This window comes from Streptomyces sp. NPDC044571 (genome assembly GCF_040647115.1).
In the GTDB taxonomy this organism is placed as follows: Bacteria; Actinomycetota; Actinomycetes; order Streptomycetales; family Streptomycetaceae; genus Streptomyces.
The window spans coordinates 1-18,361 of the sequence record NZ_JBEZBN010000044.1; the positions used below are offsets into that span (position 1 = coordinate 1).

Here is an 18,361-nt window from a genome sequence, read left to right on the forward strand (position 1 = left end):
AACCTCATGACCCGCCGCCTCACACACGAGACCACCCACAACTGGCGCGACAGCCAAGCCAAATGAAACAGACAACCGAGAATCAAACGCTCACTTAGAGGTCGCCCGGGGGACGCAGCTCGCCCGTCCGCGCCACCGTCCCGTACCAGCGTGCGCTCGACTTCGGGGTGCGCTTCAGGGTGTCGTAGTCGACGTGGACCGCGCCGAACCGCTTGGCGTAGCCGTACGCCCACTCGAAGTTGTCGAGCAGCGACCAGAGGAAGTAGCCGCGCACGTCCACCCCGGCGGCGATCGCCCGGTGTACGGCCTCAAGGTGCGCGTGGACGTAGGCGGCGCGCTCCGCATCGTGGACCGTGCCGTCCGGGCCGATCTCGTCCTCGTACGCCGCGCCGTTCTCGCTGATGAGGAGCGGCAGGCCGGGAAACCTTGCGGCCGTCCGGGTCAGCAGGTCGTGGAGTGCGCCCGGGTCCACCGGCCAGCCCATGGCGGTGCGTTCGCCCGGCGCCCGGTGGAAGGCGACGTCGTCCGCACCGGGCCAGGGCGAGTGCGCACTGTTTCCGTGGCCGTCGTCCTGCGGCCTCTCTTCGCCCTCCGCGACGTGCGAGACGATCGTCGGGGTGTAGTAGTTGAGGGCGAGCAGGTCCAGTGGCTGGTGACTGGTCGCGGTGTCGCCGTCCTGGACGAACGACCAGTCCGTGAGGTGCGCGGTGTCCGCGAACAGGTCCTCCGGATAGGCGCCCTCCAGCATCGGGCCCAACCAGATCCGGTTGCCGACGGCGTCGATGCGCCGGGCCGCCTCCCGGTCCTCCTCCGCGGGGGTCAGCGGGCGGATCTCATGGAGGTTGAGCGAAACCGCCAGTTGACGGCCCTCGGGCAGCGCGGCCCGCAGGGCCTGGACGGCCAGACCGTGCCCGAGGTTGAGGTGATGGGCCGCGCGCAGGGCGGCGACCGGGTCGGTGCGGCCCGGGGCGTGGACCCCGGAGCCGTAACCCAGGAAGGCGCTGCACCAGGGTTCGTTGAGGGTGGTCCAGCGCCTCACCCGGTCTCCCAGGGCGTCCGCGACGAGTCCTGCGTACTCGGCGAACCGGCCGGCGGTGGCGCGCTCCGGCCAGCCGCCCACGTCCTCCAGTTCCTGGGGCAGGTCCCAGTGGTAGAGGGTGAGGGCGGGTTCGATGCCGGCGGCGAGCAGCTCGTCGACGAGCCGGCGGTAGAAGTCCAGGCCGCGCTGGACGGCCGGGCCGCGCCCGGTCGGCTGGACCCGGGACCAGGACACGGAGAAACGGTAGGCCCCGAAACCGAGTTCGGACATCAGCCGGACGTCTTCGCGGAACCGGTGGTAGTGGTCCACCGCCACATCACCCGTGTGGCCGCCGAAGACCTTGCCCGGCGTGTGCGAGAAGGTGTCCCAGATGGACGGCGTCCGGCCGTCCTCACGGGCGGCGCCCTCGATCTGGTATGCGGCGGTGGCCGTGCCCCACAGGAAGTCGGACGGGAACGAGCGGATGGCGGTGAGCGGCCGGCTCTCGGACGCGGTCATGGCGGAGCGCTCCCAACGCGAAGTACGGATACGGTACGGGCGGGCGGACGAGCCGGTCAGTTCTTGACGGCGCCGGCGGTGATGCCGCCGACGATGTGCTTGCCGAGTACGGCGAAGACCAGGAGCAGCGGCAGCGTGGACAGGAGCGCCCCGGTCAGCACCACGGCCTGGTCGACCGTGTGGTTGCCGGCGCCGAGGCCGGCCAGGGCGACCTGGAGGGTCGGATTCCCGTCCGGTGTCAGCGCGATGAACGGCCAGAAGAAATCGTTCCAGGCCTGGACGAAGACGAGCATCCCGAGGACCGCCATCGCGGGCCGGGCCACCGGGAACACCACGTGCCAGATGATCCGCAGGCTGTGCGCGCCGTCCATCCGGGCCGCCTCCACCAGCTCCACGGGCAGTGCCTCGGTGAGGAACTGGCGCATGAAGAACACGCCGAAGGCGGCGACCAGCGAGGGCAGGACGACCGACTGGAGCTGGTCGACCCAGCCCAGGTCCGTGATGATCTGGTAGAGGGGGATCACGCTGAGTTGCGGCGGGATGGTCATGGTCGCCACCACCAGTGCGAGCATGGCGCTCCGGCCCTTGAACGGCAGCTTGGCGAAGGCGAAGCCGGCCAGGGTGGAGAACAGCACGGTGGACAGTGCCACCAGCCCGGCCACTATCGTGGTGTTGAACAGTGCCTGACCCATGTCGACCTGGTTCCAGGCGAAGGTGAGGTTGTCGAAGAGCCGGGGGCCGGGCAGGAGCGGGGCCGGTGCTTCGACCACGCGCTCGCCCGAGTGGGAGGCGGCGACGACGTTCCAGTAGAGCGGGAAGAGGGAGACCACTGCGGCCAGGCCCAGCAGGACGTAGGTCAGCGGACCCGCGTGGTGCTGGCGGCCTGCCGACGGGCGAAGCCGCCGGGCGCGCGGCCGCATGGGAGTGGTGGTCGTGTCGGGTGTGCGGGCGGGCATGAACTCAACTCCCCTGCTTGCTGCGGTTCGAGCGGGAGATCAGCGCCTGGACGGCGCCGACGAGCAGCAGGAGCAGCAGCATGACCCACGCGATGGCGGAGGCCTGGCCCAGCGCGCCGGTCACCCACCCCTTCTCGTACATGAGCAGGCTCAGCGTCTGGAACTGGTTTCCGCTGCCGCCGCTGACGCCGACGCTGCCGCCGAAGAGCATCGGTTCGCCGAACAGCTGGGTGGCCCCGATGGTGGAGACCACGATCGTGAAGAGGATGGTCGGCCGGATGGAGGGGATGGTGACACTGAGGAACTGGCGCAGGCGCGATGCCCCGTCCAGCGCCGCGGCCTCGTACAGGTCCTGCGGGACCGCCTGCATCGCCGCCAGGTAGATGAGCGCGTTGTAGCCCGTCCAGCGCCAGGTCACGATCACCGAAATCGCGATCTGCGAAGGCCACTTGGCGGACTCCCAGGAGACCGGCCGGAAGCCGGACCACTCCAGGGCCGTGTTGACCAGGCCGTAGTCGGTGTTGAACAGCTGGGCGAAGACGAGCGTCGCTGCGGCGATCGAGGTCGCGTACGGGGCGAGGATCGCGACCCGGAAGAAGCCCCGGCCGCGCATTCTGTAGTTGAGCAGGTGCGCCAGGCCAAGGGCCATCAGCAGCTGGGGAACGGTCGAGAGCACCCCGATCGTGAAGGTGTTGGCGAGCGCGTTCCAGAAGAACTCGCTGGTCGCCAGAGAGTTGTAGTTCTCCAGTCCCTTCCACTGTGCGTTTCCGCCGAGCTCGACCCGGTGCAGCGAGAGCCAGCCCGTGTAGATGAGCGGGAAGAGGCCGAAGGCCGCAAAGGTGAGGAAGAACGGGGCGACGAAGACGTACGGGGTCGCCTTCAGGTCCAGGCGGTGGAGCGTGCTGCGCCGGCTGTCCCGGCCGGAAGGGCCCCGGCGGGAGCTGCTGGCGGAGGGCGGTGCGGTGGGCGGCGGGGAGCTGCCACTCGTCACCCGTGCGGAGGTGGCCACGGGGGCGTCCTTCCAGGTCGGTGGGTGGTGGGCGGGATGCTGCGTACGGGGACGGCCTGCTGCCTGCAGGCGGCGGTCGGCCGTCACGCGTTGCAGGCAGCGGTCGGCCGTCACACGGCTCCCGCTACTGGTCGATCTTGTCGTCGACCAGCTTCTTGACGTTCTCCCAGGCCTTCGCCGGGTCGGTGCCGCGCTGCTCGATGTCGAGGATGCCGTTGTCGGTGAGGAAGGTCTTCACCTGGCCGTCCCAGCGGCCGATCGGCGCGGGCGTGATGCCGGCCGCGGCCTCGGAGTAGATCTTCCCGACCGGGGCCTCGCCGAAGTACGGCAGCTTGGCGTCCTGAACCGCCGGGGAGGTGAGCGTGTCCTTGGAAGACGGAATGTTGCCGTTCACGCCGAAGACCTTGGCGTGCTGCGCCGGCGCGGTCAGCCAGGCGGCGAGCTCGGCGGCCTCCTTGGCATGCTTGCCGGACTTCGGTACGGCGAGGAACGCGCCGCCCCAGTTGCCGGCGACGGGCGGCGCGGCGATGTCCCACTTCCCCTGGTTCTCCGGGCCGGCCTGCTCCTTGATGATGCCCGTCATCCAGCTCGGGCAGGCGACGGTGGCGAACCTCGCGTTCTTGAAGGCCGCGTTCCAGGTGCCCTTCTCGTCGAACTGGCGCAGTTTTGCCGTCAGTTCTCCCTGAGCCGCTGCCACGGCGGTCTGCCAGGCCTTCTTCACGCCGGGACTGTTCTCGTAGTCCAGCTCGCCCTTGGCGTTGGCGTACTGCACGGGCTCGCTGGAAACCACGGCGTTGAACAGGCCGCTCGCGGAGTCGTGGAATGCCGTTCCGGCCGGCGCGTTCTTCTTGTACGCCTCTCCGACCGCCAGGAACTTCCCCCAGTCGCCGGCCCAGAGCTTGGCGACCTCGGTGCGCTCCGTCGGCAGCTTGGCCTGGGCGAACAGGTCCTTGTTGTAGCAGATGGCCATGGGGCCGATGTCCGTGCCGAGGCCGATGACCTTGCCGTCGCCCGTGGTGGCCTGCTTGACCTTCCAGTCGAGGAACCCGCCGAGGTCCGCGCCGCCCGTCTTGCCGAGGTCGATCCACTTGTCCGCCATGGCGGGCCCGGTCGCCTCCGAGATGTAGCCCACCTCCAGGGCCTGGATGTCCGCGAGACCGCTGCCGCGCGACAGGCGCAGCTTGAGCGTGTCCCAGTACTTCTGCCCGTCGGCGACGTTCGACTCTTCTATGCGGATCCGGGGGTGGGTCTTCTCGTACTCGGCGTAGAGCTTGGCCCCGGTCGTGTTGTCGTAGCCGAAGGACCCGAACGTGCCTATGCGCAGCGTGATCTTCTCGCTGCCGGCCGCGCCACCGCCGCCGTCGTCGCCACAGGCGGTGAGCACGGTCGAGCCGATTACGACGACGGCGGCCGCGGCGATCGCGGTGCGGCGGCGTCTGCTGCTGGCAGTGCGCATTCCACTCTCCTCGTCCAAGGTGGTGCTCTGTGTGCGCCAGGGGAGCCCGCGGGCTTCTGCGACTCGGCGAAGGGCCGGGCCCGGCCCGGACCGGGTCCGTCGGCGAAGGCCGGCCGTGCCCATCCAAGCGTGGGAGCGCTCCCACCGCTGCCGGAAGGTTGCTGCCTCATGGGTCCAAGTGTCAAGAGATGAACGCTGCTTGATGAGTGGAAGGGCGTCGGAGCGGAGTCGCGCGGCTCGGCTTGCCAAGGCATCGTGCAGGTCCTGCGCGCGGCCCATGGCTCCGAGCGGAGATCGCGAGTACTGTGGGAGCGCTCCCACCCGCGGTCGGTGTAGCGTGCCGGTGCCGGCGGGGAAGAGCGGCCGACGGGGAAGAGCAACCGCAAGGAAGAGCCACCACCGCCTTGCCTGATCAACCGCGAGCCGACCGGTGCGGCGCGCGATGTCGCACGAGGGGAGTTCGAGGGTCGTGAGCGGACGGCACAACGGCAGGCCCACCCTGGAAGAGGTGGCGGCCCTGGCCGGCGTCGGGCGGGGCACGGTCTCACGGGTGATCAACGGCTCGCCCAGGGTGAGTGAGCAGGCCAGGGAGGCCGTCGCCCGCGCCGTCGCCGAACTGGGGTACGTACCCAACCAGGCGGCACGCGCGCTGGCCGGCAGTCGGACCGACGCGGTCGCCCTCGTCATCCCGGAGACCGAGGCCCGGCTCTTCTCGGAACCGTACTTCCTCGACCTCATCCGCGGGGTGAGTGCCGAACTCGCGGAGGCCGACCGGCAGTTGCTGCTCACCTTGGTGCGGACCGAGCGGGAGCGGCAGCGGTTCGAACAGTACCTGGCCGCCCAGCGGGTGGACGGCGTGCTGCTGGCGTCCGTGCACGGTGACGACCCCCTGCCCGATCGGATACGCGGGATGGGGCTGCCGGTCGTCATGAACGGGCGGCGCTCCGAGGGCGAACCCGTCGCCTACGTCGACTCCGACAACATCGGCGCAGGGCGGGCGGCCGTCTCCCACCTCGTGGCGCGTGGCCGGAACAGGATCGCGACCATCAGCGGGCCGCTCGACATGTACGTGGCCCGCGCGCGTCTGGGCGGCTACCGGCAGGGCCTCGCCGAGGCGGGGCGCGCGCCCGACGAGTCGCTCGTGGCGACCGGGGACTTCACCGAGGAGGGCGGCAGGCTGGCGATGCGGGAACTCCTGGCGCGCAGCCGCGGACTGGACGCCGTCTTCGCCGCCTCCGACGTGATGGCGGCCGGCGCCCGCGGCGTGCTGCGCGAGGCCGGGCGCCGGGTCCCCGACGACGTGGCCCTCGTCGGGGTCGACGACTCGGCGGTGGCCCGGCTGATGGACCCGCCCCTGACGAGTGTGCGCCAGCCGATCGAGGAGATGGGCCGCACGATGACCCGCATGCTGCTCCAGCAGATCACGGAGCCGCCCGAGTCCGAGGCCGTGGCCGTGGGCGGTCGCCCGCCGGCGGAGGAGCCCCGCCGGGTCCTTCCGACGGAGCTCATCGTGCGGGCCTCGTCCTGAGCGTCCTCCTGCGCGTGCTCCTGGGCGTGCTCCTGAGAGCGGCGGCACGCGGCCCGGAGCCGTACGGAATCCAGGGATCGCGTACGGCTCCGGGGTGCTCATCGGCGGCGTGTCACAGCGCCGGATGGGCGTTCTTCAGGAGCTCCTGGAACTGGGCCGAGAACCACCGGCCCGACAGCGGAGCGTTCGGCAGGGCCCCCGACATGCTGTTGCCGTTGCGCGCGTTGCCCGGGTACGTCGGGTCGCACATCCGGTCGAAGCCCTTGCCCTCGTCGTTCGGGATCTCCTTGCTCGCCCCGTCCGACTCGCCCGGGGGCTTCATCCACACGTATGCGTCGATTCCTGCGGCCGGGGCGGCCTGCGGCCTCTCGCCGAGCCCGGCGCCCGACTGGTTGCACCAGTTGCCGGCGTGTATGCGCCGGTCGTAGCGGCCGCCGTTGACGTACGTGTCGACGTTCGTCAGTGCGCCGGGGCCGGTCGGCCGGGCGGTGCCGCCCCAGCCGTTGCGGGAGGTGTCGATCAGCATGCCGATCTGCGGGTCGAAGCCCAGCGAGACCAGCTTGGCCCGCATGGCCTGGGCGTACGACAGCTCGTCCGTGTACCGGTTCCAGTCGACCCACTTCGACTGGCGTACGGACGTGCCGCCCACCGAGTCCCCGATCGAGAAGTGGTCCTCCTTCAGTGCGCTGTAGTTGGCCGTGTTCACGATGAAGCCGTGCACGCGGGAGAGGCTGGACCCCTCGGCGGAGGCCGCCTGCTTGAAGATCTCCGCGGAGGCGCCGAAGTTGTCGTCCCAGCCGAGCCAGCCGTGGTGTCCCGCGTCCACGTAGTTGTAGACGTTGGCGATCGAGCCCAGCTTGTTCAGTGCGTAGCCGACGCCCTTGATGTAGTTGCCGTTGGTCTTCATCGCATCGCAGTTGGCGGTGGCCGTCGGGCGCCCGGAGACGTTCGTGACCAGGTTCGGCAGCGAGTCGATCTCGACCGTGGTGACGATCCGCAGCCCCGCGTACTTGCGGTCCGCCAGGATCGCCGCGATGGGGTCGATGTACTGGGTCTTGTACCGGTCGATCTCGGTGGGGCCCAGTTCGCCGTTGGAGGCCAGCGCGGCGCAGTCGCGCCCGGGCAGGTCGTAGATCACCAGTTGGACGACGAGCTCGCCACTGCCCTTCTGCGCCAGGGCCGCGTCGAGGTGGTCCCGCAGACCCATCACGCCGTTCCCGCCGCTGATCGCGGCGATGCGGTCCAGCCAAACGCCGGTGGGCTGGTTCGACACCTTGGCGCCGCCCGGCTCGGCGGCGGCCTTGGCGGACCATTCGGGGTTCACGTACACCTTGGCGCCGGCGTAGGGGTTGTCGGCCTTGCTGCCCGATGGGGGCGGGGTGGTGGGAGGTGTCGTCGGGGGAGTGGTCGGCGGCTCTGTGGCGCCGTTGCAGGTGACTCCGTTGAGCTTGAAGGTCGCGGGGACGGAGTTGGTGCCGCTGTAGGAGCCGTTGAAGCCGAAGGAGGTCGAACCGCCCGTGGCCAGGCTCCCGTTGTACGCGACGTTCTTGGCGGTCACGGCGGCGCCCGACTGGCTGATCGCGGCGTTCCAGCCCTGGGTGACCTTCTGGTCGCCCGCGTAGGACCATTCCAGGCTCCAGGCGCTGACCGGGTCGCCGGTGTTGGTGACGACGACGTTGGCGCCGAAGCCGGTGTTCCACTGGCTGGTGATCTGGTATTCGACCTTGCAGCCGGTGGCGGCGGCTCCGGCTGTGGTGGTCATGACGGTGGCGGTGGCGCCGGTCGCGGTGATCAGTCCGAGGGCCGCCATCAAGGCGGTACGGCGGGTTGTGCGGCTCATGTCCAGGGTGCCTTTCAGTTCAGGGCGCGCAGATGGTCGCGCAGCCCGGTGCCGAATGCGGTGGGTGTGCCGTCGTACGAGGTGATCAGGGCCGGACCCGAGGAGCAGTCCCAGGTGTTCCAGGTCCAGCCGAGATACGAGAGGGCGCGGGCGTCGGACCAGGCCATGACGCGGTCGATGAACGCGTGTCCGCAGGTGTTCTCACCGATCTCGCCCGCCAGGAGGGGGACCCGGGCGGCGACCGGCGCGAGTGTGCTGTCCCAACACGCCTCGTTGGAACAGGTGTTGAAGTTGTAGACGTGCCAGGCCGCCGCCAGATTGCCCGTCGGGTCGGTGGGGGAGTGGGCGAGCCACTGGCTCAGGTCGTTGGAGTAGGCGATGCCGGGGACGAGCACCACATTGCGTGCTCCCGTCGCGCGGACGGCGTCCAGGAGGTCCTGCATGCCGGCGACCTCGTACCCGATGCCGGGGCAGCTGCCGCCGTCGCGCCAGCAGCTCCACGCCTGCGCGGGAGTGGAGGTCGCCCGGTCCGGATAGGGCTCGTTGAACAGGTCGAAGACGACCCGCCGGTCGTGCTTGAAGGTGTTCGCCACCGAGGTCCAGAACGCCGGGGTGTACCGGGCGTTCGGCATCGGCTTCTGGCAGGAGGCGTGGACGTCGGCGCAGCCGGAGGAGTTGCCGGTGTACTGGCCGTACGTCCAGTGCAGTTCGACGACGGGGGTCATGCCGTGTGCGAGGACCCGGTCGACGAAGCCTTTGACGGCGTCGATGTAGGGAGTGCCCCGGTACTCGGGTCTGATGTTGTCGAGGCCGAGCCAGCACTCCTCGTTGAGGGGAATGCGTACGGTGTTGGCCTTCCAGTCGGCGATGGCGCGCACCGAGGTGTCGTCGACGGGGCCGTCGAAGATGCCGTGCCCCTGGACGCACATGTACTCGCCCCCGGAGCGGTTGACGCCCAGGAGCCGGCGGGTGGCGCCGTTCCGGTCGGTGAGCCGGTTGCCGGCGACGCTCAGCTCGGGCGCCCCGGGGACCGGGCCGGGAGTGGTCGGATCAGTGGGCTTCGGGGTCGGGCCCGTGGGCGTGGGCGTGGGCGTGGGCGTCGGGGTCGGGGTCGGGGTCGGGGTCGGATCGGGTAACCCCTCAGTGGTGCACGGCGTTCCGTTGAGCTTGAAGGGCCCGGGCGTCGTGTTGGTGCCCGACCACGAGGCGATGAAGCCGGACGTCACACTCGCGCCGCTGCCGAGTGCGGCGTTCCAGCCTTCGTTCCCGGCCGTGACGGCCGCCCCGGTCTGGGACCAGGTGGCACCCCAGCCCTGGCTGACGTGCTGACCGGCGGAGAAGTCGAAGCCGAGAGTCCAGCCGTTCAGTGCGGAACCGTGGTTGGTGACGGTGACCGCACCCTGGAATCCGCCGGGCCACTGGCCGACGACCGAGTACTTCACCGTGCACGGGGGTGCGGCCGAGGCTCCTGTGGCCGGTGCCATGACGGTGAAGGCACAGCTCGCCATCACGAGCGCTGTTCCCGCGAACACCGAGGACAGCGCGGACAGACGTGGGGGGTGTCGCATGAGCGACTCCTTGCAGCGAGGGCGCACCTCGACGGCGCGCCAACTGACGGAATCGCTCCCACTGGTGAGGCGACCGTAGCGGCAAGACGCTTCAAGCAACAGAGGAGTTGGACAAAATCCTCCGAGGATGCCTTCGACTCCTCGAACCTCTTGACGCCATTCGGTTGGCTCTGCACAGTGGGAGCGCTCCCACTGGTTCACAACCTGTGCTCGTGCTCCTCGCTCGCCCCGCTCCCGAGCGGGCGAGGAGAAGCCTCCGCATGCCACCACGGCGGGGCGGCCGCCATGCATCCGCGACCGCCCCTCCGCTCACCCGAACGGGCGGGACCGCCGCCCGTCACGGGAACGTGCCTCCGACCTCGTGGAGCCGGCCCGCGGCCGTGGTCGCCGTCGCTTCGTACGTGTCCTTGCGCGCATCGCGGTCACCTTCGGCATGGTTGTACTGGACCGCGAAGACGTGCCGGCCGGGCGGGACGGTCCTGCCGGCCTTGAGGGTCCAGCGGTAGACCGTGGCGCCGTCGGTCTGGACGGTGCTGACCTCGAAGTCCTCGCCCGGCCGGGTCTGCCAGGTGCCGGTGGTGGCGACGCCGCCGGTCTGGGCGATGCGGACCTGGAGGGTGAGCGTGGAGAGCGGTTGGCCGTTCTGGAGCGTGATGTTGCCCTGCGCCCAGTACGGGTTGCTGTGCGGGTCGACGGCGCCGCTGGACCACAGCGGTCCGCTCTGGGCGGCCGGGGATGTGGTGTCCTGCGGTGCCGTCGCCACCTGGCCGGACCGCTCCCCCTCGGGTCCGGTCGGTGACAGGGCGAAGGCAACGGCCACCAGGGCGGTGGCCACCGCGGCGGTGGCGAGGCCGACCCGGGCCCAGGAGACCGCCGGGGGTCGGTGGTGTGCCGTCTCGCGGGCCTGCAGACGGGTGTCCGGAGCGTCGGCCATCCCCCGCCGTACGCGGTCCAGCATCTTGTCGCGGTCAGGCCGATGGGCCTGGGCCGCGTCGCGCAGTTCCCGGTGGATGTCGTTCATCGGCTCCTCCGTCCCACGAGTTCCTCGGTCGTTCGCGTGCCGAGCAGATCCTGCAGTTGCGCCATGCCCTTGGAGGTCTGGCTCTTCACCGTGCCGACCGATATGCCCAGGGCGAGCGCGGTGTCCCTCTCGGACAGGTCCAGCGCGTGGCGCAGGACCACACAGGCCCGCTTCCTGAACGGCAGCCGGGCCAGCGCTCTCCGTACGTCGAGGGCGGTGGCCACGTCCGGGGCGTCGACCCGTTCGGGCCGGTGCGACCAGAAGAGGGTGATGCGCCGCCGTTCACGGACCGCCGCGCGGATCCTGGTACGGGCCATGTTGGCGACGACGCCGCGCGCGTAGGCGAGGGGGTGGTCCGCGCGGCGCATCCGGTCCCAGCGGTGCCACAACGCGACGAGAGCGTCCGCGGCCACGTCGTCGGCGCAGTCCGGGTCCCCGGTCAGCATGGCGGCCAGTCGGGACAGCTCGGCGTGGTGCCGTTCGAAGAAGGCATGGAACTCCGCCGACCGGTCGTCATGGACGAGAACCGCCGCGGAGTCCTCGTAGTGAGTGCCGACCCCCGGTGACGGCGTGGCGGCGGCCGCCGGCCCCCGGGCGGAACCCGGCCTCACGACGCGCGCGTGGTGTTCTTGGCGAGGGCTCCCGAGGCGGAGAGGACCCCCGCTCCCGCCGTCCGGGGAAGCGTACGGGGCAGCGCGGCCGCCGACTTCTCCAGTCCGGCGCTGAGCGCCGGCTTCCAGTTCACCGTGGGCTGGATCTTCTTCTTGGGGTTCGCGGCGTTGTAGGCGGCGACCAGGTCGGTCACCGTGCCGTTCACCAGGTTCCCGGTTCCGGCGAGGGAGCCCGTGCCGTCACCGGTCAGCAAGCGGGACGCCGCCCCGCCGCTGGGAACCGTCCAGTAGTTGTACTCGGCAACCACCTGCGCCTTCGCCCGCGAGTTGATGGAGTACCCGAAGGAGTAGCCGTTGCGCTCGGTCGTGTCATAGAGGTTGTTGTACAGGTGGACCTGGCCGACCCGGGTCAGCGGGGCACGCTGGACGGTGCCCTGGAAGACGTTGTGGTGCAGGGTGACGCGCAGTTTGGTGTCCTTGTCACTGCTGCCGATGAGCATCGTCTTGTCGTGGTCGCTGAACCGGTTGTACGAGACGGTGACGAGGTCCGACGCGTTGGTGATGTCGAGGGTCCCGTCGTGGACCTGGTACTCGCGGCCGAAGTACCGCGGGTTGGCCTGGTCGAAGTGGGGGCTGTCCGTGAAGGTGTTGTGGTCGGCCCACACGTGGGTGGCACCGCGCAGGGAGATCCCGTCGTAGGCGGAGTTCCAGTTGCCGGTCGACCCGTCCGTCGGGTCCCACTGGGGGAAGCAGTCGCGGGTGTCGGAGAAGGTGAGGTTGCGGATGATGACATTGTCCGCGTTCTTCAGCTGGAGGCTGCCGCCGGTGAGGCCGGCATTCGTCCCCGGCACGCCGACGATCGTCGTATGTGACGGGACGTTGAGCACCACGCGCGCCGCCTGCTTCCTCTGGGCGGCGGACCGGGCCGATTCCTGGCTGCCGGACGGCACCTTGGAACGGCCCCACACGGCCGGGTCGTAGGCCTTCAGGTACGAGGCCAGCGAGTAGCCCGTGCCGGCGGCGTAGTCCTCGCAGCCGAGGCGGCGCCCGTCGTCGTCGGTGTTCGCGTCGATGGTGCCCTTGACCCTGATGAGGCGCGGCTCCGTGGCCGGGCCGGCGCTGAGGGCCTCGGCCAGCTGCGCCCGGGTGGAGACGGTGAAGACACGGGAGTCCCGTGCTTTCGCCCCTCCGGTCGTACCCGTCCCCTGGGCTGCCCAGCCGTCGCGGGCGGGCAGTACGGAGTGGTCGAGGTCGGGTGCCGCATGGGCGGACACCACGAAGGGCACGGCGCTGAGCCCGCACGCGAGGGCGACGGACGTGGCCGCGAGGACGGTGAAACGGCGCATTCGGGGGCGCCGGTGCGAAACGGTGGGCATGCGGATCGATCCTTTGTGAGGGGTGCGGGAGGTCTTCGGCCGGTGCCTGTGGGGCGCGCCCCTTCAGCGCGTCGACCTTGCACACCCTCAGTTGCCGCCGGACGCAGCCAGGTTGCCGTGATACACGTCACTGCCCGCAGGGCCCCTCCCCGGCGATGACGTCCCAGCGCGCTGAACCGCGCGCTGGAACCGTGCGGCGGAGCGTCCACGCCCGGATCACGGGCACCGACTTCGTGTCAGGGATCCAGGCGGGTGGCGCGGGCCTGGAGCTGGTACGGGCAGGGCGGGCCCTCCGTCAGGGCCGCCTCGACCAGCGCGGTGCCCTCGGCGATCGCTGCACGGTCCCAGAGGGTGCGGTCCTGTTCGTCGAGGGGGACCAACGCGCCGTCAGGTCCCGTACGAGCCGCGCTGCGGGCCTCGGTGAGCAGTATCAGGGCGAGCAGTCCCGTCACCGCGCGCTCGCGGGGCAGCAGCCGGCGGGCCGCCCGGGTCAGGCGGATCGCCTCGCGGGCGCGGTCGGCGCGGTGCAGAGCGGGCCCGGAGGTGGCCGTGTAGCCCTCGGTGAAGATCAGGTAGAGCACCTGGAGGACGGAGGCGAGGCGTGCGTCCCGCTCCTGCGCGTCCGGCGGGCGGAAGGGGCGGTCGGCCCCGGCCGCGCGCAGCTTCGCCTTCGCACGGCCGACCCGTTGGGCGATCGTCGCCTCCGGTACGAGATGGGCGCGGGCGATCTCCGCCGTCGTCAGGCCGCCCACCGCGCAGTGTCAGCGCGATCCGGGCGGCGGGCGGGAGCACCGGGTCGCAGCACAGGAAGAGCAGGGTGAGCGTGTCGTCCTCGGCGGGCGCGGCACGGACCTCGCGCGGTTCAAGACGTGCGACCGTCTCCTCCCGCCGGACCCGCGCCGCCTCCGCCCGCAAGGCGTCCGTGAGGCGCCGGGAGGCCACCCGGATCAGCCGGCCGCGCGGATTGACGGGCACCCCGTCCCGCGGCCACTGCCCGGCGGCGGGCAGCGCCTCCTGTACGGCGTCCTCGGCGGCGTCGAAGTGCCCGTACCGGCGCACGAGCGCGCCGAGGACCTGCGGCGCGTGCAGCCGCGGCAGGTCCTCGACGGTCCCGCGTGCCGTCAACCGTTCCCACCCGCGCCGAGCTCGCTGCCACCGGCCTCGTCGATCGGCCGGATCACGACGGGGTACACCGGAGCACCGGCAGGCGCCGGGCACTGCGCCACCCGCGCCGCGATCTCGGTCACCCGCTCCAGGCTCGCGCAGTCGAGGACCCAGTACCCGGCGAGCACCTCCTTCGTCTCTCCGTAAGGCCCGTCCGTGACGACCGGCCGCCCCTCCGCGTCCGCGGTCACGAACCGCGTCCTGCTGGGCTCGACGAGCCCCTGCCCGTCGACGAACTCCCCGGTCTCCGCCAGATCGTCGTTGATCGCGCTCATGTACGCGAACATCGCCCTGAGCTCCTGCTCGCTCCAGGCCGGGCCGTGGGCGGACGCCTTGCCGTTCATGGCGTCGTAGTCGGCCTGCGCGCCCTGCACCATCACCAGGTACTTCATCGCGTTCCCTCCTCCGTGGGCCGCCCCTTTCGGGGCCCTTGCACAGGAGACGTCGGAGCCGGGCGCCATTTCCCGACACCTCGCCGTACCTCACCGGTACGGGTTCATCCCGGTGCACGAACGGCCGCGTGCGCCCGGCCTCCACCGGGCGGCCAGGCCGGACCCCGGTGTTCCGTGGCGTACGGACGCCTACGATGAGGTGCCTGAGCACTCTTCCGAGTACGAGCAGGCCCCGATCGTCCTGGTGGTGGCCGGCAGGGGAGGTTGCGGTGGCGTACGTACGGGTCCCCTTGTTGTCGGTGCACTGGACGCGCCAGGCCTTCCTGCACTGGCCCTATCCGCCGGCGGTCCTCCAGCGCCTCGTGCCGCCCCACCTCGAAGTCGATGTCTTCGAAGGGCAGGGCTGGGTGAGCCTGACGCCCTTCGTCATGTCTTCCACGCGGGTCCTGGGCGTGCCGATGCCCTGGGGGACCTTCCCCGAGACGAACCTGCGCACCTATGTGCGGCGCAAGGGCGGGCCGAGCGGCGTGTGGTTCCTCGCCCTCGACGTCACCCACCCGGCCATGCTGGCCGCGCGCCTGGTGGGGATCCCCTACGCGCTGGGACACCTCTCCGTACAGGGCCGGGGCCGCACCTGCCGTTACACCGGACGACGGGGGCGCGCAGGTCCCGGCTATGACCTTGAGGTGCGCACCGACGAGCGCATCGAAGCGCCGCACCTCCTGGACTCGTGGCTGACCGACCGCTTCCACGTGTACTCGGTGTCGGCCGGCGTGCTCTGGCGGACCCCGGCCGCGCACGAGCCCTGGCCGCTCTTCCGCGGAACGCTCGTGCGGCTGGAGGAGTCCGTGCTGGCCGCCGCCGGACTGCCCGAACCGGCCGGGTACCCCCTCGTCCACACCTCTCCCGGGGTCGGCCCCGTGCGGCTCGGATGTGCCCGGCGCGGCTGAGCGGCCGGCGCCGGCGTACCGCGGCCGCCGGTCGCCATGAGTCACGAGGGCCGCACCATCGGTCACCGCGGCGCGCGCCGACCGGGTGGGACCGGACGATCGACATGAGCAGCGCCCCTGCGCGGGCCCATACTCGTGTGATGAGCCGCCCTCTGCTCCTCTACGCGAACCTCGTCTCCGACCTCGCGGTGGACCTGGACGAGCGCGACGTGCTCCGCACGTGGGCCGAGCAGGCACCGCGCGAGGTGTGGATGCTGTACCCGGGCGACGTGTTGGTGTCCCCGGTGCCGGTCGGCGAGGAGTTCCTGGCGTACGCCTGCGGCCTGACGGGGATCCCGCCGGAATCGGTGACGGTGGTCGACCTGCCGCAGGCCTTCGGCGCGGTCGACGGGGAGGCGCGGCACCACGGCGCCGTGGCGAGGGTGCGCAGGGCGTCGGGAGGCCGGCCGGTGGGCGCGGTGCTCCCGACCGCTCTGGACGCCTCGGCCGTGGCGCTCGCCGACGGGCTGGGGGTCCCCTTGGCCCCGTACGCCTCTGCGGCCGCAGCCGGGGCCGCGCTGGAGGTGACCCGGCTGCTCAACACGAAGGCGGGGTTCCGGAACGTGGCGCGCGAGCTGGGCATGAGGCTGCCCGACGGCCGTGTCTGCCGCCGTGAGGAGCTGGCCGGTGCCGTACGGAACCTGCTGCTCACGCACGAGCAGGTGGTGGTCAAGCCCGACCGGTCGGCGGGCGGCCACGGGCTGCGCTTCCTCTCGGCGGCAGCGGGGGAGTGGAACCCCGACGATCTGGCGCCGGTGGGCGGGGCGGGAGCCTCGTGGGTCGTCGAGGAGCGGATCGACGTGGCCTGCTCGGTGAGCATCCAGCTGGAGACGGGGCCGCACGGGCCGCGGCCGGTGTTCAGCGGAGAAATGCGGACCGACGAGGGTTCCTTCACCGGATACGTGTCACCCCTGACGCCTCCGCTCGCCCATGCCGGGCCCACGCTGGAAAAGTGGGGGCGGGCGTTGGGCGGCTTCCTGGCGGAGCACGGCTACGCGGGCCCCTTCAGTCTCGATGCGATGGTGTCGGCCGACGGTTCCCTGTTCGCGGGCGAGAGCAACGTCAGGCGCACGGCGACGACCACGCCGCAAGCCATGGTCACCCGCCTCGCTGCCACGGCCGCATCCGCCGCCACGTCCGCATCCGCCGCCGGGGCCCGGGAGCCGGCCTGGGCGACCGGCAAGGTGCAGGCACCGCGTCCGTACCGCTTCGACGAGGCCGTGACCCGGCTGCACGCGGATGGTACTGCCTACGATCCCGCGAGCGGAGAAGGGGTCGTCCTGTACGCCGGTGCGCCACCGGACGGCCGCACGTGGCGCTACGCGGTGATCGCCGACGGCCATGCGGCGCTGGCGCGGTACGAGGCGATGCTGCACGCGTCATGGGCGTCCGTCCCCTGAGGCGGCCCGTCACCGGGTGACCGGCTCACCGGCTCACCGGCACCGACGCCAGTTCCCCCAGGAACGCGCTCAGGGCGCTGACTCCCAGACGGAGCGCAGCGGTCTCCACCTTCTCGTCAGGGCCGTGCCAGCGGTCCCTGGGGAGTCCTGTCCCGAAGAAGAGCACGGGCGCCTCACAGGCACGGGCCAGCTGCGCGGCGGGGGCAGCGCCCCCGTTCCCGATGCACCGGGCCGGGGAACCGTAGGCGCGGCTCACCGAGCGGAAGAGCGCTGCGAGAGCCGGATGCTCCGCGGGTGTCCGGTACGGGTCCGAGATCGTGGGGGAGATCTCCAGGTCGTAGCTGAAATCGGATGTGCGGTGCTCACCCAGCCAGGCGCGCAGCTGTTCGGCGACCTCGTCGGCCCGCTGGTCGGGAACGAGCCTCAGCAGCAGGTCCGCGTCGGCCTCGGCGGGGATGAGGCCGAGCGCCGGTGCGTCCGTACGGCCGGCCGCGAGCCGGGCGATTTCGGCCGAGGGGCGGGTCCACAGCCGTTCCGGCACGCTGAAACCGGCCTCGCCGCCGGCTCCGAACGTACCGGTGTCCGCGCGCCAGGTCCGCTCGTCGAAGGGCAGGGTGTCCAGTGACTCCCGCAGGGCGGGACCGGGCTCGGCCACCGCGTCGTAGAACCCGGGGAGCGTGATCCGGCCGGCTCCGTCGTGCAAGGTGCCGAGCAGCCTGCACAGTTCGGACGCCGCATTGGTGGCGGCGCCCGAAACGGCCCCGCTGTGGATGTCGCGGTGGGCGCCGCGGACGGTGAGGGTCGCGGTGACCGACCCGCGGACCGTGGTGCAGACGGCCGGCTCGTCCAGGGACCAGAGCATGGTGTCGGAGACCATGACCACGTCAGCGGTGAGTTCGTCGGCGTGTTCCGACAGCAGGTCTGCCAGGTGCACGGAGCCGATCTCCTCCTCCCCTTCGATCAGGTACTTCACCGTCACCGCCGGCACGCGGCCGGGGGCGGCCGCCAGGTGCGCACCCAAGGCCCACAGATGGCACATGATCTGGCCCTTGGCATCCGACGCTCCCCTGCCGTACAGCAGGCCGTCGCGCCGTAGCGGTGCGAACGGAGCGGTGACCCGCCATGTGGAGGGGGCGACGGCGTGGACGTCGTGGTGGCTGTACACCAGCAGAACCGGGGCGTGGGGATCGGCGGCCGGCCAACAGCCGTAGACGGCCGGCAGGCCGTCGGTCTGCCAGATCTCCGTACGGGGACAACCCATCCGGCGCAGTGTCCGCGCCAGCCAGCGGGCAGAGTGCCCGACGTCGGCCGCCCGGTCCGGGTCCGACGACACGGACGGGACCTTCACCCACTGTGCCAGGGCGTCCAAGGCGTCCGGCTCCGGGAAGCCGTCCTGCCCCGCGAGGATCTCTCTCGCGCTCATGGTCGGCGGCTGCCCGCGTTCGCCGGCCTCAACCGCCGACTCACCGGTCGCGGCGCCCCGCGCCCGCGCCGTGGGCAGGCTCAGGGCCGCG

The 18,361-nt window shown here is 71.3% G+C and carries 14 protein-coding genes and 1 pseudogene; 3 read left to right on the plus strand and 12 right to left on the minus strand.

Annotated elements, in window-relative coordinates; translation table 11 throughout:
* Positions 1–94: 94 nt before the first annotated feature.
* The 4 genes from AB0B01_RS22405 to AB0B01_RS22420 form a co-directional block, all read right to left on the minus strand.
* A complete protein-coding gene (locus AB0B01_RS22405) occupies positions 95–1,537 on the minus strand; it encodes a GH1 family beta-glucosidase (protein WP_361721796.1) in 1,443 nt (480 codons plus the stop codon).
* A gap of 56 nt (positions 1,538–1,593) precedes the next feature.
* A complete protein-coding gene (locus tag AB0B01_RS22410; protein WP_361721922.1) occupies positions 1,594–2,457 on the minus strand; it encodes a carbohydrate ABC transporter permease in 864 nt (287 codons plus the stop codon).
* A gap of 40 nt (positions 2,458–2,497) precedes the next feature.
* On the minus strand, positions 2,498–3,502 hold the full coding sequence (locus AB0B01_RS22415; protein WP_361721799.1) for a sugar ABC transporter permease: 1,005 nt from the start codon (positions 3,500–3,502) through the stop codon (positions 2,498–2,500).
* Positions 3,503–3,626: 124 nt separating this feature from the next.
* On the minus strand, positions 3,627–4,958 hold the full coding sequence (locus AB0B01_RS22420; protein ID WP_361721802.1) for an ABC transporter substrate-binding protein: 1,332 nt from the start codon (positions 4,956–4,958) through the stop codon (positions 3,627–3,629).
* Positions 4,959–5,400: 442 nt separating this feature from the next.
* Here AB0B01_RS22420 and AB0B01_RS22425 point away from each other — a divergent pair, with 442 nt between their 5' ends.
* Positions 5,401–6,486: a LacI family DNA-binding transcriptional regulator gene (locus AB0B01_RS22425; RefSeq protein WP_361721805.1), complete on the plus strand. Its 1,086-nt coding sequence runs from the start codon at positions 5,401–5,403 to the stop codon at positions 6,484–6,486.
* Positions 6,487–6,598: 112 nt separating this feature from the next.
* Here AB0B01_RS22425 and AB0B01_RS22430 read toward each other — a convergent pair whose 3' ends face one another.
* The 7 genes and pseudogenes from AB0B01_RS22430 to AB0B01_RS22460 all read right to left on the minus strand — a co-directional run bounded on the left by AB0B01_RS22430 (position 6,599) and on the right by AB0B01_RS22460 (position 14,458).
* A complete protein-coding gene (locus AB0B01_RS22430; RefSeq protein WP_361721808.1) occupies positions 6,599–8,326 on the minus strand; it encodes a glycoside hydrolase family 6 protein in 1,728 nt (575 codons plus the stop codon).
* A 14-nt stretch (positions 8,327–8,340) separates the two neighbouring features.
* Complete coding sequence (locus AB0B01_RS22435; protein WP_361721811.1) at positions 8,341–9,894, minus strand: cellulase family glycosylhydrolase; 1,554 nt, start codon at positions 9,892–9,894, stop codon at positions 8,341–8,343.
* Between the two features lie 337 nt (positions 9,895–10,231).
* Entirely contained in the window at positions 10,232–10,915 is a 684-nt protein-coding gene (locus AB0B01_RS22440; protein ID WP_361721814.1) for a hypothetical protein, read from the minus strand.
* Positions 10,912–11,379, minus strand: a complete 468-nt coding sequence (locus tag AB0B01_RS22445; RefSeq protein WP_361721925.1) for a SigE family RNA polymerase sigma factor — start codon at positions 11,377–11,379, stop codon at positions 10,912–10,914. Before AB0B01_RS22445 ends, AB0B01_RS22440 begins: the two co-directional genes overlap by 4 nt.
* Before the next feature lie 143 nt (positions 11,380–11,522).
* On the minus strand, positions 11,523–12,902 hold the full coding sequence (locus AB0B01_RS22450; protein WP_361721817.1) for a polysaccharide lyase family 1 protein: 1,380 nt from the start codon (positions 12,900–12,902) through the stop codon (positions 11,523–11,525).
* 260 nt (positions 12,903–13,162) lie between these two features.
* A pseudogene (locus AB0B01_RS22455) lies at positions 13,163–14,027 on the minus strand (DUF6596 domain-containing protein); the annotation flags it as partial.
* Positions 14,024–14,458, minus strand: a complete 435-nt coding sequence (locus AB0B01_RS22460; RefSeq protein WP_361721820.1) for a YciI family protein — start codon at positions 14,456–14,458, stop codon at positions 14,024–14,026. The pseudogene AB0B01_RS22455 and the gene AB0B01_RS22460, both read right to left, overlap by 4 nt.
* Before the next feature lie 269 nt (positions 14,459–14,727).
* On the opposite strand from AB0B01_RS22460, the gene AB0B01_RS22465 reads away from it, so the two are divergent.
* Together AB0B01_RS22465 and AB0B01_RS22470 are read left to right on the plus strand one after the other, a co-directional pair.
* The gene (locus tag AB0B01_RS22465; protein ID WP_361721823.1) at positions 14,728–15,408 is read left to right on the plus strand and encodes a DUF2071 domain-containing protein; all 681 of its coding nucleotides are present in this window, start codon (positions 14,728–14,730) and stop codon (positions 15,406–15,408) included.
* A 140-nt stretch (positions 15,409–15,548) separates the two neighbouring features.
* Entirely contained in the window at positions 15,549–16,847 is a 1,299-nt protein-coding gene (locus AB0B01_RS22470; protein WP_361721826.1) for a peptide ligase PGM1-related protein, read from the plus strand.
* 25 nt (positions 16,848–16,872) lie between these two features.
* On the opposite strand, the gene AB0B01_RS22475 is transcribed toward AB0B01_RS22470, so the two are convergent.
* Positions 16,873–18,270 (minus strand): M20/M25/M40 family metallo-hydrolase, encoded by a 1,398-nt coding sequence (locus AB0B01_RS22475; RefSeq protein WP_361721829.1) that lies wholly within the window; start codon positions 18,268–18,270, stop codon positions 16,873–16,875.
* Positions 18,271–18,361 lie beyond the last annotated feature (91 nt).